Origin of the sequence: Micromonospora sp. NPDC093277 (genome assembly GCF_044765245.1) — a bacterium.
Lineage (GTDB): Bacteria > Actinomycetota > Actinomycetes > Mycobacteriales > Micromonosporaceae > Micromonospora.
Genome location: NZ_JBIWJO010000001.1, coordinates 128,308 through 145,670 on the forward strand (window position 1 = coordinate 128,308; position 17,363 = coordinate 145,670).

Here is a 17,363-nt window from a genome sequence, read left to right on the forward strand (position 1 = left end):
TTTTCCCGAGCCAGCCGGACAGCCCGGACCTGCGACCTCGCGCACGGGGCCCGCATCCGACCCCGTGTCCACCGGGCACCGGACGAGGCGGAACACGGGCGGCGGGTGCCCGCCCGCGGAGCAGGCCTGTGACGACTCGCCGTACCCGAGCCGGTGCCGACCAGACCCCGGCACCGACTGCCACGACCCGCCGGACCAGCCGCAGCCGTCGCGCCGCGTCCGCCAGCACCGAGGAGCCTCGACCAGCCGGCCCGGCCTACGTGCTGGACACCTCGGTCCTCCTCTCCGACCCCGCGGCGTTCCACCGCTTCGCCGAGCACGAAGTGGTGCTGCCGTTGGTGGTCATCTCCGAGCTGGAGGGGAAGCGGCACCACCCCGAGCTGGGCTGGTTCGCCCGCCAGTCGCTGCGGATCCTCGACGAGCTGCGGGTGAAGCACGGCCGGCTGGACCGACCGGTGCCCGCCAACGACCAGGGCGGCACCCTGCGGGTGGAGCTGAACCACACCGACGACGGGGTGCTGCCACCCGGCTTCCGGACCGACTCGAACGACGCCCGGATCCTCTCCGTGGCGCTCAACCTGGCCGCCGACGGGCGCGAGGTCACCCTGGTCAGCAAGGACATGCCGCTGCGGGTGAAGGCGGCGTCGGTCGGCCTGCGGGCCGACGAGTACCGGCACGGCCAGGCCAGCGACCCGACCTGGACCGGCATGGCCGAGCTGCAGCTCCCCGAGGAGGACATCGCCCGGCTGTACGCGGGGGAGACGCTGGACCTCGACGACGCCGCCGGCCTGCCCTGCCACACCGGGCTGGTGCTGCACTCGACGCGCGGCTCGGCGCTCGGCCGGGTGCTGCCCGACAAGACCGTACGGCTGGTCCGCGGTGACCGGGAGGCGTTCGGCGTGCACGGCCGCTCGGCGGAGCAGCGGATCGCCCTGGACCTGCTGCTGGACGAGTCGATCGGCATCGTCTCGCTGGGCGGCCGGGCCGGCACCGGCAAGTCCGCGCTGGCGCTCTGCGCCGGCCTGGAGGCGGTGATGGAGCGTCGCCGGCACAAGAAGGTGATCGTCTTCCGCCCGCTCTACGCTGTCGGCGGCCAGGAGCTCGGCTACCTGCCCGGCTCGGAGTCGGAGAAGATGTCGCCGTGGGCCCAGGCGGTCTTCGACACCCTCGGTGCGGTGGTGCACGAGAACGTGCTGGAGGAGGTCACGTCCCGTGGCCTGCTGGAGGTCCTGCCGCTGACCCACATCCGGGGCCGCAGCCTGCACGACGCCTTCGTCATCGTCGACGAGGCGCAGTCGCTGGAGCGGGGCGTCCTGCTCACCGTGTTGTCCCGGATCGGGCAGGGGTCGCGGGTGGTGCTCACCCACGACGTCGCCCAGCGGGACAACCTGCGGGTGGGCCGGCACGACGGCGTGACCGCGGTGATCGAGGCGTTGAAGGGCCATCCCCTCTTCGCGCACGTCACCCTCACCCGTTCGGAGCGTTCTCCGATTGCCGCCATGGTGACTGATCTGCTGGAGGAAACTCCGCTCTGAGCCCGCTTCGGCGTCGACTTTGTCCCCCTTTGGGGGCCTATGCCGCTGTGGTGCAGATCACAATTACCCCTGTCGGTTTCCCATCCGCCTCACTGTGCGCAATGGTGTCCATCGAGCGCCTCCGACAACTCCAGTTCGGCGCGGCTGACCCCGCGCAGCTAGGACGACCTCAGTTCGGCGCGTGTGACGTCGCAGCGACCTGAGGCCGTCCCTGGAGCCGTCGCGCGCACCGGGAAGATCATCTGGCCTCGCCCGCCACGGAGGGCGGAGAGCCACGGACACCGGTGCGGCGGCGACGACCGCGAGGGTCGGGGCGCTCACGGCGCCGGCACGGCCACGGACGGCCACACGTCGCGTCGTGTCCTTGCACCCGACGAAGGGACCACTTCGTGAGTCGGCTGTGGAGCCGGTTCGGCGCCCGCACGGCCGCTGTCGCGCTGCTCTCCGTGGGCGTTGCCGGCGGCTACTACCTGGGCGAAGACCGACAGACCCAGCAACAGGGCCTGACCGCGCAGGTCGGCCTGCACGTCGACCGGGCGGAATACGCGTACCAGCGTGACCGGCAGGCCAGCCAGCGCGTGGACCTGGCCCGGCAGCGGGCCGCCGAATACCAGGCGAAGCTGCGCGCCGTCGCGGCGGCCAAGGACGCCGCTGAGCGGACCCGCAAGGCCGAGGAGGCGGCCGCCACCCGTAAGAAGGAGCGGCTGGAAGCCGAGGCCAAGGCGGCCAAGCCGTACGACGGGCCGATCCCGACCTCCTGCTCGGAGTACAGCGGCAACCGTCAGATCGGCTGCGCGATCATGCTGGACGAGGGCTTCGCCATCGACCAGTTCCCGTGCCTGGACAAGCTCTGGACCAAGGAGAGCGGCTGGAACCACAAGGCCCTCAACTCGGGCTCCGGGGCGTACGGGATCCCGCAGGCCAGGCCCGGCAGCAAGATGGCCACGGTCGCGGACGACTGGAAGACCAACCCGGCCACCCAGATCAAGTGGGGCCTCGGTTACATCAAGGGCCGGTACGACACGCCGTGCGGGGCCTGGCAGCACTCGCAGAACAGCGGCTGGTACTGATCGGACTGACGGCGGCGGGGTGCGTGGGAATCCACACACCCCGCCCTCGTGCCGGCGATCCGGCCCGGGACGCGAGTGGCGGCCAGCGCCGTTTACTGATAGCTGTTGACAGGTGACCTGGCGCGGCGGCCCGACGGGCGACGATCCCTACCGGTTCGGCAGCGAGGCGTTCTACGCCTCACTGGGCCGAGCCTTCGTTGCGATGTGCGCGGTCGTGCCGGTGCTGTTCCTCGTCGAGGCACTCGACGTCGGTCTGCGCCTCAACCTGGACGTGGCCGCCGGGATCATCCCGCACCGGATCCAGGGGCTCGACGGGGTGTTCTTCTCGCCCTTCCTGCACGCCGACTTCAACCACCTCTACAGCAACAGCATCCCGCTGATCCTGCTCGGCACCTTCGTCCTGGCCGCCGGCACCCGCCGCTTCCTCTGGTCGACGCTGGTGATCATCCTGGTCAGCGGGCTGGGGGTGTGGTTCACCGGCTCGCCCAACTCGGTGGTGGTCGGCGCGAGCGGGGTCATCTTCGGCTACCTCGGCATCCTGCTCACCCGGGGCATCGTCGAACGGAGCTGGTGGAACTTCGCCGTGGTGCTGCTGGTCGGCCTGCTCTACGGCTGGCAGCTCATCGGCATCCTGCCGACCGACGAGCATATTTCCTGGCAGGGGCACCTTTTCGGACTGCTCGGCGGGATCCTGGCGGCGATCCTGTTCCGCCGCCGGTTCGAGCTGTCGGCGTCGGCGCGGCCCGGCTCGCCGACCACCACTCTGGGCTGACCGGCCGTCGGCGCGTTCGCGGGACGTGCTTGCCCCGGGGCCTCGGCCCGCCTACCGTCGGCATCAGCACGCGTAGATCCGTGACCGAAAGTGACGGTACGCCATGCGCGAGGTCGATGTCGCCGTGATCGGGGCCGGTCCGTCCGGCCTGTTCGCCGCCTACTACGCCGGGTTTCGCGGGTTCTCGGTGGCGGTGATCGACGCGCTGCCCGAGCCGGGCGGCCAGGTGACCGCCATGTACCCGGAGAAACTCATCCTCGACGTCGCCGGCTTTCCGGCGATCAAGGGCCGCGAACTGGTGGCGAACCTGGTCGAGCAGGCCGCCCCGTTCCACCCCGAGTACCTGCTCGGCAGCCGGGCGGAGAAGCTCGCCTACGTCGACGGGCGGCCGGTGCTCGGCCTCGCCGGGGGCGAGCAGCTGCACTGCGGTGCGGTGCTGGTGACCGGCGGGCTGGGCAGCTTCACGCCCCGGCCGCTGCCGGTGGCCGACGGATTCCTGGGCGCTGGGATCGTCTACTTCGTACCGCAGCCGGCCGAGCTGGCCGGCCAGGACGTGGTCATCGTGGGCGGCGGCGATTCGGCCTTCGACTGGGCGGTCACCCTCCAGCCGATCGCCCGGTCGGTGACCCTGGTGCACCGGCGGGAGAAGTTCCGCGCCCACGCCTCGACCGTCGCCCGGGTGCGGTCGTTGCCCGTGCGGGTGGTGGTCAACGCCGAGGTGACCCGGCTGTACGGCGAGGACCAGGTCACCGGCGCCGAGCTGACCGTACGCGGTGGCGAGGTGGAGAAGGTTCCGGCGAGCACCGTGGTCGCCGCGCTCGGCTTCACCGCCGACCTCGGACCGCTCGCCGAGTGGGGGCTGACCCTGGACCGGCGGCACATCGTGGTGGACAGCACCATGGCCACCAACCTGCCCCGGATCTTCGCCGCCGGGGACATCACCGAATATCCGGGCAAGGTCCGGTTGATCGCGACCGGCTTCGGTGAGGCCGCCACGGCGGTGAACAACGCGGCCGTCACGATCGACCCGACCGCTCACCTCTTCCCTGGGCACTCCTCCGACGGCAGCTGAGGCCCGATCCTCACCGGAGCGTGGCCTGATCGAGACCGTCAGTCGCCACAGTGGATGGATGGAACGATCGGGTACCGAGCCGGACGTCGCCCGCGTCGCGCTGGCCTGGCTGGGCCATCCGGTCACGGTGCTCGCGCTGGTCGTACTGGTGATCAACGATCATGTGCTCAAGGCCGCCCAGCCCGGCTGGCTCACCGGCAAGCTCAGCGACGTCGCCGGTCTGGTGCTCACCCCGCCGCTCGTCGCGGTGCTCACCGCACTGATCGTGCCCCGGCTTCCGCCCCGGGCCGCCGCCGGGCTCGGGCTGGGTCTGGTCGGCATCGGCTTCACCGTGGTCAAGACCAGCGGGTACGCCGCGGCAGCCGCCTCGGCGGTGTGGAGCGCGGTCAGCGGACCGTCGCTGGTCCGGGCCGACCCCATCGATCTGCTCGCCCTGCCGGCGCTGGCCGTGGCCCTGTGGTGCTGGAGCCGGGCCCGACGCGATCCGGTGGGGCGCCGGTCGGCCCGACTGGTCCGGCTGCTGGTGCTGCTGCCTGCGGCGACGCTGGCCGTGGCGGCCACCAGCGCGATCTGGTATCCCGACGCGGTCCGGACGACGGTGGTCGACGGCCGGCTGGCCGCCGGCAACGGCGAGAGTTGGGGCACGGACGTTCGCTCGGACACCCCGAGCTGGCGGGTGAGCGACGACGGTGGTGAGACGTGGCGTGATCCGACCGCTGATGAGAAGCAGCTCCTGGAGCCGCGGTACCCGCCGTCGCCCGGGCTGCCCGTCATCCCGCCGTCCGCCGTCCCAACCACGCCGACCCGAGAGGCCTGCTCGGCCGCGACGGCGCAGCGCTGCTACCGCCTGGTGGCCGGGCGGATCCGGGTGGAGGAGAGCGACGACGCCGGCCGGACCTGGCGACCGGCCTGGGAGGTCACCGAGGAACAGCGGGTGATCCTGAGCCGGCGTTACCAGGAGGCTGGACCACACGGGGAGCGGATCACCAGCCAGGAACTCACCGTCCTGGACCTCGGCGGTGGGCGGCACGTGGTGCTGGTCGCGAACGGCCGGGACGGCTTCGCCCTCCGCGGACCGGCAGGCGACTGGCGGCGGATCGGGTTCGCTGGTGCCTATTCCGCCGCCGAGGACAGACCGCCGCCGCTCGGCGCGAGTTCGCCCGCGGAGCGCCACTCGGATCCGCTCCGGGCCGTACTGCTGGCACTCGCCCTGGCCGCGCTGGTGCTCGTCGTCTCTGGTGCGCGGGCCGGGCTCAGGGTCGGGCGCGGCAACTGGTTGCCGCTCCTGCTCGGTATGGTCACGTTCGTCACCGCGCTGATGCTGGCCGTGATCTGGGCCGTCGACGACTCCGTGCTCCTCCTGGGAGCGGTCCCCGCCTGTGTCGTCCTGCTGCTCGGCACGCCGTGGCTCGCTCTGATCCCGACCTGGGCGAGGGGCGCGCCGGGCTGGTGGACCCTTGAGGTGTTGGTGGCGGCCGGGCTCACGCTGGTGCTGGCGGGGCTGCCGCTGGCCGGTTGGCTCTACGGCCGTCCCTTGTATGCCTCGACCGCGGTGGCGCTCGCCGGGCTGGCCGCGGTGCCGGGGCTGCTGCTCGGCTGGCGGGCGGCCCGACTGGTCGGGCCGCCCGAACCGCTCGTCGACCCGTTGTACCCGCTGCTGCCGCCGGTCGGGCCGCCCGCTCCACTGTCCGACGCCATGCGTCCGGTGCCCCACCCGTCGCGTCCGGTGCGGTCCGAGGCGCCGGACGAACCGGTCGGCTGAACGCCGCGGCTCAGGGGAGGCCGATCAGGTCGGCCATCAGGGCGGTCTGGTGGTCGAAGTACTCGTCGCGATGCGGGACGAGCGGCTTCAGCCGGCCGAACAGCTCGAAGCTGATCAACCCGAAGAGCTGGGTCCAGCCGGCCATTCCCCGGGCCAGTAGCGCCTCGGGCAACCCGGGGACGAATCCGGTGGCCAGCTCCGCGAGGTCGGCGCGGACCGGCTCGGCCAGGTCGTCGGGGGGCGGGCTGAGCCGGCCGTCGGCGAGACCGTCGCGCAGGATGCCGATGAGGGTCAGCGGGGGCCGTGACGCCGGCGCGACGGTGTCCTGCGGGGCCGCGTACCCGGGGACGGGGCTGCCGTAGAGCAGCGCGTACTCGGCGGGATGGGCCAGCGCCCAGGTCCGGGCGGCCCGGCACACCGCGTGCCAGCGCCCGCGCAGGTCGGCCCGGTCGGTGCCGGCGTCGGCGGCCTCCACCGCGTCGCCGAGCGCGTCGTACGCCTCCAGGATCAGCGCGGTGAGCAGGTCGTCCCGGCTGGGGAAGTAGCGGTAGATCGCGGAGGAGACCATGCCCATGTCGCGGGCGACCGCGCGCAGCGAGAGGTTCGCGCCGTCGGTGGCGAGGTGGCGGCGGGCCACCGCCTTGATCTCGTCGATCATCCCGGCGCGGACCCGGGCGCGGAGCGAGGGAGCGACCATGCCTCCACTCTGCCACGGGAGAGGGCGCTGATTCAAACAGAGAGCACTGCTCTTGACAGTGGGCGGCGTGGAGCTCATGATGGGTGCATCGCAACGAGAGCACTGCTCTCATCGTGGATCTCTGCTTCGAAAGGTGGCTTCCATGGCCCTGCACGTGATCGTCGGCGCCGGACCCGTCGGCACCGCCACCGCCCGCCTGCTCGCCGAGCGCGGCGACCAGGTGCGGGTGGTGACCCGCCGTGGCACCGGGCCCGACCACCCGGCCGTCGAGCGGATCGCCGCCGACGCCGCCGACGTCGCTCGGCTCACCACGTTGACCGAGGGCGCGGTGGCCCTGCACAACTGCGCCAACCCGGCGTACCACCGGTGGCCGGTCGACTGGCCACCGCTGGCCGCCGCGCTGCTCACCGCCGCCGAGCGGACCGGCGCGGTGCTCGCGACCGTCGCCAACCTCTACGGGTACGGGCCGGTCGACGCCCCGATGACCGAGGCGACCCCGCTCGCCGCGACCGGCACCAAGGGGCGGGTGCGGAACCAGATGTGGGCCGACGCGCTCGCCGCGCACCGGGCCGGCCGGATCCGGATGACCGAGGTACGCGGCTCCGACTATCTCGGCGTCGGCGGCACCGGGCTGGCGATGATGGTGCTTCCCCGGGTGCTCGCCGGACGGCGGGTGTTCCTGCCGGTCGACTGGGACGCCCCGCACACCTGGACGTACATCCCGGATGTCGCCCGCACCCTGGTCGCCGCCGCGACCGACGAGCGGGCCTGGGGACGGGCCTGGCACGTGCCCAGCACGCCCGCCGTGCCGATGCGGGACCTGGCCGCCCGCGCGGCGGCCGTGGTGGGCGCGCCGGCGCCGAAGCTGACCCGGATGCCCTACCCGCTGCTCTGGCTCGGCGGGCTCGCCGACCCGATGGCCCGCGAGCTGCGGGAAACCGCCCACCAGTTCGCCCGGCCGTTCGTGATGGACTCGACCGCCGCCACCGCGACCCTCGACATCGAGCCGACCCCGCTCGACCAGGCGATCAAGGAGACCGTGGCGGGGCTGCGCGAGCGGCCGGGGCGGCGTTAGCAGGGGCCCCTGCTGTATCGCTGGCGTTAACAGGGGGCCCTTACGAGCGGAGCGCCGCGACGAGGACCGCGACCAGGGTCAGCGCCGCGCCGAGCAGGGTGGCCGGCCCGGGTTGCGAGGCGGCGGTCGGCAGCACCACGTCCAGCAGGACGGCCCCGACGATCTGCCCGGCGATGGTGGCCAGGCCGAGCAGCAGCACCCCGGTGAAGCGGACGATCGCCGCGGCCAGCGCGATGAACACGATGCCGATCGGGCCGCCCAGGTAGAGCCACGGCTCGCTCGGGAAGGCGCCGGCCGGGCGGCCCCGGACCGCCACCTCCACGGCGAGGGTGGTGAGCAGCGCCACCGTGCCGACGGTGAAGTTGACCAGGGTGGCGGTCAACGCGCTGCCGGTCGCTCCCCGCACCCGGCCGTTCACCGCCTGCTGCCAGGCGATGCCCACCCCGGCCGCCAGCGGTAGCAGGGCCAACGCCAGGGCCCCAGGGTCGCCGAGCCGGTTGCTCACCGCCAGCAGCACGGCCAGCACCGTCAGCGCCGCGCCGACCAGGCGGTACGGGGTGACCGGCTGCCGCCCGGCCGGGCCGATGCCGGCCCGGTCGACGAGCAGGCTGCTGCCGGACTGCCCGGCCACCACGGCGACGGTGAACACGGCCACGCCCAGCGTGCCGATGGTCAGCCCCTGGGTGGCGACCAGGAGGGCACCGCACACTCCGCCGAGGCACTGCCACGGCCGCAGCGAGCCCTCGCGCAGCGCCACCCGGAGGGCGGCCAGGCCGCGCCGGCCGCCCGGGGTGGCGGGGACCAGCACCAGCAGCACCAGCAGGCCCAGGCCGAACGAGACCACCGCGGCGGCGATCCCGTCGGCCAGTCGTACGCCCAGCTCGCCGTTGATCCGGGACTGCACTGCCACCGCGACCCCCGAGGCGGTGGCCAGCCCGACGCCGGCGACCCGCCGCCCGGTCGGCAGCGTGGGGGGTGTCGCCGTCGCCGTCGCGGTCACTCCTGCTCGGCCAGGGGCCGACCGTCGAAGTCGACCGCCGAGTAGAGGGCGAGCTTCTCCAGCCGGTGGTACGAGTCGATCACCCGGATCGTGCCGCTCTTGGACCGCATCACGATCGACTGGGTGTACGCCCCACCGGCCCGGTACCGCACGCCGCGCAGCAGGTCTCCGGAGGTGACCCCGGTGGCCACGAAGAAGCAGTTGTCCCCGGTGACCAGGTCATCGGTGAACAGCACCCGGTCCAGGTCATGCCCGGCCGCCAACGCCTTCTCCCGCTCCTCGGCGTCCTTCGGCCAGAGCTTGGCCTGCATCATCCCGCCCATGCACTTGAGGGCGCAGGCGGCCGTTATGCCCTCCGGGGTGCCGCCGACGCCCATCAACACGTCGACGTCCGACTCGCCGCGGGCCGCCGCGATGGCGCCGGCGATGTCGCCGTCCGAGATGAACCGGATGCCCGCGCCGGTCCGCCGGATCTGCTTCACCAGGTCGTCGTGCCGGGGCCGGTCCAGCACGCAGACCGTCACCTCGGCGACGTCGGCCCCCTTGATCTTGGCGATCCGGCGGATGTTCTCGGCCACCCCGGCGTTGATGTCGACCACGTCGGCGTACATCGGGCCGACGGCGAGCTTCTCCATGTAGAAGACGGCGCTCGGGTCGAACATCGCGCCGCGCTCGGCCACCGCGAGCACCGCGAGGGCGTTCGGCATGCCCTTGCTCATCAGCGTGGTGCCGTCGATCGGGTCGACCGCCACGTCCACCTCGGGACCGGTCCCGTCACCGACCTCCTCGCCGTTGAAGAGCATCGGGGCGTTGTCCTTCTCGCCCTCGCCGATCACCACGACACCGCGCATCGGGATCGAGTTGATCAGCTTGCGCATGGCGTCGACCGCTGCCCCGTCGCCGCCCTCCTTGTCGCCCCGACCGACCCAGCGGCCGGCGGCCATCGCCGCTGCCTCGGTGACCCGGACCAGATCGAGGGCGAGGTTACGGTCGAGATTCTGCGGCGTCCGCGTCCCGGTGGTTGTCATGACGGCTTCCTCCTCGCGACGTTGCGGGGTGGACCGGCGGGATGCGGCCGTCGCCGCCGCCGGCTCTGTCGTTGATCCTCACACGGCGGCAGGCCCCGCGCTGGGGCGGGGCGGAGGAGGCCCGGGTGACGTCACCCGGACGGCTGCGACAATGGGCAGGTGGAACCCGCACAGCCTGCCGACCGCGTACCCACCGACAGCACTCCGCCCGACGGCCAGCCGCCCGTCCGGGCCACCGCCGGGCCGGCTCTGGAGGCCGGAGAGCCGGCGCTGGTCGAATCGGTGGCCGGCGCCGCGCCGCTGGCCGAGCCGGGCGAGCCGGCCCCGATCGAGCCGGCCCGGGGCGGAGCGGGCCGGCACCCGGCGGCACCCGCTGGCAGCGCCCGGACCCGCTCCGAGCGGTCGCCGAAGGACATGGCGCTCTCGCTGCTGGTGCTGCTGGTCCCGATCGCGCTGCTGCTCGCCTTCTACCGGGGGTTCCTCGGTGGCGAGCAACCGACCACCGTCGACCCGGCGACCGCCATCGAGCAGGCCCGGGAGGAGAACGCCTTCCCGGTCAGCCACCCCGTGGGGCTGAGCTCGGACTGGCGTACGGTGAGCGCCCGCTACCGGGCTGAGCCGGACGGCGCGACGCTGCGGATCGGCTACCTGACCCCGGAGGGGCGCGGAGCGCAGCTCGTGGAGAGCAACGTGCCCGCCGAGAAGCTGCTCCCGACCGAGCTGAGCGGCGGCCAGCCGCAGGGTCCGGCGACCCTGCCCGGCGGAAGCTGGCAGCGGTACACCGCCCGGAGCAACGAGCAGGCCCTCGTCCTGCTGGAACCGACCCGCACGGTGATCGTGATCGGTGACGCGGGGGAGAACGAGCTGCGCGAGCTGGCCACCGCGCTGCGCTGAACGTCGAGGCGAGCCGCAAATTGTCGGTCGGGCTCGTTACGCTGCCCCGGTCCGACAACCGGCACAACCGAAGTGTCCGGAAAGTCAACCGAAAGAGAGCTACGTGAACATTCGACGGTGGAGCGCTGGCGTCCTCGCCGCTGCCCTGTTCGTTCCCGGTTTGGCCGCCTGCAAGTCCGAGGCCGACTCGCCTGGTGCCGGAAGCACGTCCGCCGCCGAGAAGCCGGCGGACCCGAAGGAGGCGCTGCTTGCTTCCACCAAGGAGCTCCAGCAGGGCAACTTCACCTTCACGATCAAGGGCGCTGACATCAACGGCAGCGGCACCGTGCACCTGCCGTCCAAGAGCGCCGACATGAAGATGGACACCACCTCCGCGGAACTGTCGATGACCATGCACCTGGTCTTCATCGACAATGACAGCTGGGTCAATCTGGAGCTCGGTGGAGAGATGGCCGAGTTGGTGCCGGGCTTCAAGGCGACGAAGGGCAAGTACCAGCACCTGGACCGGAGCAAGCTCGACGGGGTCAAGGAGCTGAGCTTCGACTTCGCCGACGTCGACCCGGCCAGCTCGGAGAAGATGATCAAGGCGATCACCGACGTCAAGCAGACGGGTGACGGCACGTACGCGGGCACGGTCGACGCCACCAAGGCGGCCGACTCCGACCTGCTCGACGAGGACACCGTCAAGAGCCTGGGCGCCCAGGCCAGCGCCCTGCCGTTCACCGCGAAGGTCGACGGGCAGGGCCGGCTGACCGAGCTCGCCGTCGAGGTGCCCGCCGCCGGCAGCGCCGAGGCGCAGACCGTGACCGTCACGTACGCCGACTACGGCTCCGCCACCGCCCCCAAGGCGCCGCCCGCCGGTCAGGTCGTCGAGGCGTCCGAGCAGCTCTACGAGATGTTCAAGGGCTGAGCCGAGGGCCGGTCGGGGAGGGCGTTTCCACGGTCCCCGACCGGCACCCCCGGCGAGAAAGGCCGCCCGCGGACCGGACAGGGATTGCGGAACGCCGCTTCAGGGAACAGAGAGGGCGCGAGCCCGCCGGAGCCACACCGGCCGGTCGAGGCTCGTGCGCCGCAGTCGGGGGTGAGAGCTGCGGTGCCCGCCTCCGGCGCCCTCGTGGGCCGGACGACCCACCTGGAGTGGTTCACGTGAAGATTCGACGCTTCAGCGCGGCGGCCTTCGCCGCGGCGCTCCTCAGCCCCGGCCTGGCCGCCTGTGACGACAACGGGATCGGCGAGGCGACAGCCTCCACGCCGCCCCCGGGTGCCTCCGGCAGCATCGCCCCGAGCGCTACGCCCGGCACCGGCGACGCCAAGCAGGCCCTGCTCGACTCCACCGATGCGATCCGCGACGGGAACTTCCGGTTCACCGTGTCCAGCGCGGGCTCGACCGCTGAGGGGCAGGTGCACGAGCCGAGCCAGAGCGCGGAGCTGCGGGTGACGATGGGCGACGCGTCGTCCGACCTGACCATGAAGCTGGACCTGATCCACTACAGGCCGGACAGCTGGGTGAAGCTGGAGCTGGGCGGCCGGGCCGCCGCCGACCTCCCCGGGCTGCGGCAGCTCAACCTCGGCAAGTACCAGCATCTCGACCAGACCCGGATCAAGGGGAACCGGTCCCTCGGCTTCGACTTCGATCAGCTCGACCCGGCCGGCAGCGCCGTGCTGACCCGGGGCGTCACCGAGGTGCAGCGGACCGGCGACGGCACGTACGCGGGCACGATCGACGTGTCGAAGGCGGCCGAGGCCGGCTCGATCGATCCGGCGCTGATCACCGCGCTCGGGGCGCAGGCGAAGTCGGTGCCGTTCACCGCCAGGGTCGACTCGCAGGGCCGGCTCAGCGAGCTGGTGCTGCAGGTGCCGGCCGCCGGCCAGAGCGCCGCCCAGGAGGTCAAAATCACGTACGCCGACTACGGCAATGCCACCGCCGCCCAGAGGCCCCCGGCCGACCAGGTCGTCGAGGCCCCGCCGGAGTTCTACGACCTGTTCAAGTGACCACGACGGCCTCGACGGGACGGCTGGGGGCCGTCCCGTCGACGGTTGTGCGGGCTGGTCAGCGCCCCGGGCCGGAGAGCCTCACGCTCTCGGCCGGCCCCCGCCGAGCGCTCCCGAAGGGTCAGGCGTCGGCGCGCTGGCGGGCGGCGTCGATGCGCGCCCGCGCGCCGTCCAGCCAGCGTTGGCAGGTCGCGGCGAGCTGCTCGCCACGCTCCCAGAGCGCCAACGACTCCTCCAGCGAGGTGCCGCCGGCCTCCAGCCGCTCGACCACGGTGGCCAACTCGGCGCGGGCCTGCTCGTAGCTGAGCCGCTCGTCCTTCTTCTCGTCAGTCATCGGTCCCATTCCTTCAGCTGTCCACGGTCGCGGTGAGTTCGCCCTCGGCGAGGCGTACCCGCAGCGGGTCGCCCTTGGTCACCTCGCCGGCGGCCCGGACCACGTGGCCGTCGGCGCGCTGGACGATCGCGTACCCCCGGTCGAGGGTGGCCGCGGGGGAGAGGGCCCGCAGCCGGGCCAGGGTGTGCCGCAGGTCGTCGGTGGCGGCGCCGAGCCGGTGGTCCAGGCAGCGGCCCGCCCGGTCGCGGAGCGCGGTGACCTCGACGGCCCGCTGGTCGACCATCACCTGTGGGCGGGCCAGCACCGGCCGGGAGCGGAACAGGTCGAGACGGTGCTGTTCCCGGTCCACCAGGTTGCGGACCGCCCGCTCCAACCGGGACCGGGCCTGGCCGATGAGGCGTACCTCCTCGGCGAGGTCGGGGACAATCCGCTTCGCCGCGTCGGTCGGGGTCGACGCGCGGACGTCGGCGACGTGGTCCAGCAGCGGCGCGTCCGTCTCGTGGCCGATCGCGCTGACCACCGGCGTCCGGCAGGCGAAGACCGCCCGGCAGAGCGCCTCGTCGGAGAAGGGCAGTAGATCCTCGATGCTGCCGCCGCCCCGGGCGATGACGATCACGTCGACCGTCGGGTCGGCGTCGAGCACCTTCAGCGCGTCCACGATCTGCGGCACCGCGCTCGGCCCCTGCACCGCGACGTTGACCGTGCGAAACTCCACGGCCGGCCAGCGTCGCCGGGCGTTGGTCAGCACGTCCCGCTCGGCGGCGGAGGCGCGGCCGGTGATCAGCCCGACCCGCCCGGGCAGGAACGGCGGGCGGCGCTTGCGGGCCCGGTCGAACAGCCCCTCGGCGGCGAGCAGCTTCTTGAGCTTCTCCAGCCGCGCCAGCAGCTCGCCGAGCCCGACCTGGCGGATCTCGTCGGCCCGAAGGCTGAGCGTGCCCCGCGCGGCGTAGAACTCGGGCTTGGCGTGCAGCACCACCCGCGCGCCCTCGCGCAGCTCCGGCGCGCCCGCGTCGAGCACGTCCCGGTTGGTGGTGACGGTCAGGCTGAGATCGGCCGACGGGTCACGCAGGGTGAGGAAGACCGTGGTCGCGCCGGGACGGCGGCTGATCTGCGCGACCTGCCCGTCCACCCACACCCAGCCCAGCCGGGCGATCCAGGCGCCGATCTTCTGGCTGACCACCCGGACCGGCCACGGCTCCTCCGAGGTGCTCTGTCCGCCTTCACTCACCCGCCCACCCTACGGCCCGGGACCGACAGCACCCGCGTCGATCATGACGTTGGCGGCGGTGTCGATCTCCTGGACCGCCGCCAACCTCATGATCGACGGACTCGGGCGAGCGCGGTGAGGGTGCGGGGCGCAGCGGGTGGTACGGGTTGTGGGCGCTGCCGGGGGAAAATCGGGCACGTACGATGGTTGGGTGACTGAGGCTGAGACGACTTCCCAGACCGGCAAGCGCGTGCTCCTGGCCAAGCCCCGCGGCTACTGCGCGGGCGTGGACCGGGCGGTGCAGACCGTCGAGGAGGCGTTGAAGCTCTACGGCGCCCCGATCTACGTCCGCAAGCAGATCGTGCACAACAAGCACGTGGTGCGGACCCTGGAGGCCAAGGGCGCGATCTTCGTGGAGGAGAACGAGGAGGTGCCCGAGGGCGCCACCGTCATCTTCTCCGCGCACGGCGTCGCCCCCGAGGTGTACGAGCAGGCGAAGGCGCGCGCGCTCAAGGCGATCGACGCGACCTGCCCGCTGGTCACCAAGGTGCACCAGGAGGCCCGGCGGTTCGCGGCCGAGGACTACGACATCCTGCTGATCGGCCACGAGGGCCACGAGGAGGTCATCGGCACCGCCGGCGAGGCCCCCGCGCACATCCAGCTCGTGGACGGCCCGGACAGCGTCGACAAGGTCACCGTGCGTGACCCGGAGAAGGTCGTCTGGCTCTCCCAGACCACCCTCTCGGTCGACGAGACCCTGGAGACCGTGGCCCGGCTCAAGCAGAAGCTGCCGCTGCTCCAGTCGCCGCCGAGCGACGACATCTGCTACGCCACCTCCAACCGCCAGCACGTGGTGAAGGAGATCGCCGCGGAGTGCGACGTGGTGATCGTGGTCGGCTCGCGCAACTCGTCCAACTCGGTACGCCTGGTCGAGGTGGCCCTGGACGCGGGCGCCCGCGCGGGGCACCTGGTCGACTTCGCCCACGAGATCGACGAGGCCTGGCTGGCCGACGCCCGTACGGTCGGCGTCACCTCCGGTGCCAGCGTGCCGGACGAACTGGTCCAACAGGTGCTCGCGCACCTGGCCGAGTGGGGCTTCACCGACGTCGAGGAGATCACCACCGCCAACGAGCGGCTGACCTTCTCGCTGCCGCAGGAGCTCAAGCGGGACCTGAAGGCCGCCGCGGCCGCCCGCGGCTGACGAGCCGGAACGAATCACCCGTCCGGTACGTCCAACCGCCATGAAGACTCCTCGGATGGCGTTCGTCGCCCTGCTCGCCTGCGCGGGGCTGAGCGCCTGCGCCGGCCCGGGCACCGAGCCTGCCAGCTCCGGCCCGACGGGAGGCCCCGTGACCAGCGCAGCCAGCCCTGACCCCAGCGTCACCCCGAGTGACCCGACGGCACCGACCGGTCCGGCGCAGACGTCGCCCGGCGCCACCACGCTCACCGGCACCGTGCAGGCCGGGGTGGAGCCGAACTGCCTGCTGCTGGACGGCAACCTGCTGGTCGGTGGCCCGAGGGACGTGCTGAAGGCGGGCGCCCGGGTGACCGTCACCGGCCATCCCCAGCCGGACCTGATGACCACCTGCCAGCAGGGCACCCCCTTCGTCGTCGAGACAGCCAAACCCGCCTGACCGCCACGGCTCTCCGCCGCCCACCGCCGTTGAAGCGGCGTGGTCGATCATGAGGTTGTCGTCACCCGCCTCGGCGTGACGCGATGACAACTTTATGATCACCGGTCCGGTGGGGGCGTGGGGCGGGCGTCGGTGGGGAGGAGTTCGGGGGCCTGCGGCTGGCGGGGGGCCAGTTCCAGCTGGGGCGGGGTGGGTAGGTCCTGGTCGGAGACGCCCAGCTCGGCGAGCTTGCGGGCGCTGACCAGCACCCGCGCCTCCAGCGAACCGACCGCCCGGTTGTACGCGGTCACCGCCCCGCCCAACGACGCACCCAGCTTGCCGACGTGGTCGCCGAGGGTGGACAGCCGCCCGTACAGCTCACGGGCCAGCGTGTGCACGGTGGCGGCGTTACGGGCCAGCGCCTCCTGCCGCCACGAGTACGCCACCGTGCGCAGCAGCGCCACCAGGGTGGCCGGCGTGGCCAGCACCACGTTGCGGGCGAAGGCGTGCTCCAGCAGCGTCGGGTCGCGCTGCAACGCGACGTCGAGGAACGGATCGGCCGGTACGAAGAGCACCACGAACTCGGGTGACGGGTCGAACGCGGCCCAGTAGGACTTGGCGGCCAGCGAGTCCACGTGCGCCCGCAGGTGCCGCGCGTGCGCGTCGAGGTTGCTGTCCCGCCCCCGCTCGTCGCGCGCCTCCATCGCGGTCAGGTACGCGTCGAAGGGCGCCTTGGCGTCGACCACCACCGACCGGCCACCGTGCAACCGGACCACCAGGTCGGGGCGTACCCCCTGGTGGTCGGTGGCGGCGGTGACCTGCTCGTTGAAGTCGCAGTGCTCCAGCATGCCCGCCGCCTCGACGATCCGGCGCAGCTGATGCTCGCCCCAGCGGCCCCGGACCTGCGGGGCGCGCAGCGCCGCCACGAGCTGCTTGGTCTCGGTGCGCAGCTCACCGGAGACGGTGCTCATCGCCCGCACCTGCTCGCGCAGCTCGGCGTACGCGTCGACCCGGTCGCGTTCCAGCTCGGTGACGCGCTGCTCGTAACGCCGGAGGGTGTCGTGCAGCGGGGCCACCGCCCGCGCGACGGCCTCCTGGGACTGCGCGGTCGCCTCGTAGCTGAGCGCCCGCATCGACTGCTCCAACCGCCCCTCACCCGCCCGGGCGGCGGCCAGGGTCGCCTCCAGCCGGGCCACCTCGGCCGCCGACCGGGCTCGGGCGGCCAGCCAGCCCACCGCGCCACCCGCGGCGAGACAGACGATCACCACGGCCAGCGTTGCGAAGCTCGTCACCCTCTGAAGCTTGCCAAACG

The 17,363-nt window shown here is 72.7% G+C and carries 17 protein-coding genes; 11 read left to right on the forward strand and 6 right to left on the reverse strand.

Features of this window, described 5'->3' with window-relative positions; genetic code table 11:
• Positions 1-128: 128 nt before the first annotated feature.
• The 5 genes from ACIRG9_RS00590 to ACIRG9_RS00610 all read left to right on the forward strand — a co-directional run bounded on the left by ACIRG9_RS00590 (position 129) and on the right by ACIRG9_RS00610 (position 6,211).
• Complete coding sequence (locus ACIRG9_RS00590; protein WP_402848103.1) at positions 129-1,535, forward strand: PhoH family protein; 1,407 nt, start codon at positions 129-131, stop codon at positions 1,533-1,535.
• A gap of 389 nt (positions 1,536-1,924) precedes the next feature.
• Complete coding sequence (locus tag ACIRG9_RS00595; protein WP_402848105.1) at positions 1,925-2,605, forward strand: lytic transglycosylase domain-containing protein; 681 nt, start codon at positions 1,925-1,927, stop codon at positions 2,603-2,605.
• 112 nt (positions 2,606-2,717) lie between these two features.
• The gene (locus ACIRG9_RS00600) at positions 2,718-3,377 is read left to right on the forward strand and encodes a rhomboid family intramembrane serine protease (protein WP_402848107.1); all 660 of its coding nucleotides are present in this window, start codon (positions 2,718-2,720) and stop codon (positions 3,375-3,377) included.
• A gap of 103 nt (positions 3,378-3,480) precedes the next feature.
• Complete coding sequence (locus tag ACIRG9_RS00605) at positions 3,481-4,449, forward strand: NAD(P)/FAD-dependent oxidoreductase (protein ID WP_402848109.1); 969 nt, start codon at positions 3,481-3,483, stop codon at positions 4,447-4,449.
• 58 nt (positions 4,450-4,507) lie between these two features.
• Positions 4,508-6,211, forward strand: a complete 1,704-nt coding sequence (locus ACIRG9_RS00610) for a hypothetical protein (RefSeq protein WP_402848111.1) — start codon at positions 4,508-4,510, stop codon at positions 6,209-6,211.
• A gap of 10 nt (positions 6,212-6,221) precedes the next feature.
• Here ACIRG9_RS00610 and ACIRG9_RS00615 read toward each other — a convergent pair whose 3' ends face one another.
• Positions 6,222-6,908, reverse strand: a complete 687-nt coding sequence (locus ACIRG9_RS00615) for a TetR/AcrR family transcriptional regulator (RefSeq protein WP_402848113.1) — start codon at positions 6,906-6,908, stop codon at positions 6,222-6,224.
• Positions 6,909-7,050: 142 nt separating this feature from the next.
• Here ACIRG9_RS00615 and ACIRG9_RS00620 point away from each other — a divergent pair, with 142 nt between their 5' ends.
• On the forward strand, positions 7,051-7,983 hold the full coding sequence (locus ACIRG9_RS00620) for an NAD-dependent epimerase/dehydratase family protein (protein WP_402848115.1): 933 nt from the start codon (positions 7,051-7,053) through the stop codon (positions 7,981-7,983).
• Between the two features lie 40 nt (positions 7,984-8,023).
• Here ACIRG9_RS00620 and ACIRG9_RS00625 read toward each other — a convergent pair whose 3' ends face one another.
• On the reverse strand, positions 8,024-8,983 hold the full coding sequence (locus ACIRG9_RS00625) for a DMT family transporter (protein WP_402848117.1): 960 nt from the start codon (positions 8,981-8,983) through the stop codon (positions 8,024-8,026).
• Positions 8,980-10,011 carry a class II fructose-bisphosphatase gene (gene glpX / locus ACIRG9_RS00630; RefSeq protein WP_402848119.1) on the reverse strand — a complete coding sequence of 344 codons (1,032 nt, stop codon included), beginning with the start codon at positions 10,009-10,011 and terminating at the stop codon, positions 8,980-8,982. Before glpX ends, ACIRG9_RS00625 begins: the two co-directional genes overlap by 4 nt.
• Positions 10,012-10,170: 159 nt before the next feature.
• Between glpX and ACIRG9_RS00635 the strand changes: the two genes are divergently transcribed.
• From ACIRG9_RS00635 to ACIRG9_RS00645, 3 genes are all read left to right on the forward strand, one after another.
• The gene (locus tag ACIRG9_RS00635) at positions 10,171-10,905 is read left to right on the forward strand and encodes a DUF4245 family protein (protein ID WP_402848120.1); all 735 of its coding nucleotides are present in this window, start codon (positions 10,171-10,173) and stop codon (positions 10,903-10,905) included.
• A gap of 103 nt (positions 10,906-11,008) precedes the next feature.
• A complete protein-coding gene (locus tag ACIRG9_RS00640; protein ID WP_402848122.1) occupies positions 11,009-11,815 on the forward strand; it encodes a hypothetical protein in 807 nt (268 codons plus the stop codon).
• A 236-nt stretch (positions 11,816-12,051) separates the two neighbouring features.
• The gene (locus tag ACIRG9_RS00645; RefSeq protein ID WP_402848124.1) at positions 12,052-12,897 is read left to right on the forward strand and encodes a hypothetical protein; all 846 of its coding nucleotides are present in this window, start codon (positions 12,052-12,054) and stop codon (positions 12,895-12,897) included.
• A gap of 121 nt (positions 12,898-13,018) precedes the next feature.
• Here ACIRG9_RS00645 and ACIRG9_RS00650 read toward each other — a convergent pair whose 3' ends face one another.
• Together ACIRG9_RS00650 and xseA are read right to left on the reverse strand one after the other, a co-directional pair.
• Positions 13,019-13,231 carry an exodeoxyribonuclease VII small subunit gene (locus ACIRG9_RS00650; protein ID WP_402848126.1) on the reverse strand — a complete coding sequence of 71 codons (213 nt, stop codon included), beginning with the start codon at positions 13,229-13,231 and terminating at the stop codon, positions 13,019-13,021.
• A gap of 13 nt (positions 13,232-13,244) precedes the next feature.
• Entirely contained in the window at positions 13,245-14,459 is a 1,215-nt protein-coding gene (gene xseA, locus ACIRG9_RS00655; RefSeq protein ID WP_402848128.1) for an exodeoxyribonuclease VII large subunit, read from the reverse strand.
• Between the two features lie 190 nt (positions 14,460-14,649).
• On the opposite strand from xseA, the gene ACIRG9_RS00660 reads away from it, so the two are divergent.
• Both ACIRG9_RS00660 and ACIRG9_RS00665 read left to right on the forward strand, forming a co-directional pair.
• On the forward strand, positions 14,650-15,639 hold the full coding sequence (locus ACIRG9_RS00660) for a 4-hydroxy-3-methylbut-2-enyl diphosphate reductase (RefSeq protein ID WP_402848130.1): 990 nt from the start codon (positions 14,650-14,652) through the stop codon (positions 15,637-15,639).
• Between the two features lie 40 nt (positions 15,640-15,679).
• On the forward strand, positions 15,680-16,072 hold the full coding sequence (locus tag ACIRG9_RS00665; RefSeq protein WP_402848132.1) for a hypothetical protein: 393 nt from the start codon (positions 15,680-15,682) through the stop codon (positions 16,070-16,072).
• A 98-nt stretch (positions 16,073-16,170) separates the two neighbouring features.
• Here the strand turns inward: ACIRG9_RS00665 and ACIRG9_RS00670 are convergent, their stop codons facing one another.
• Complete coding sequence (locus ACIRG9_RS00670; protein WP_402848134.1) at positions 16,171-17,343, reverse strand: DNA recombination protein RmuC; 1,173 nt, start codon at positions 17,341-17,343, stop codon at positions 16,171-16,173.
• Between the last annotated feature and the right edge of the window lie 20 nt (positions 17,344-17,363).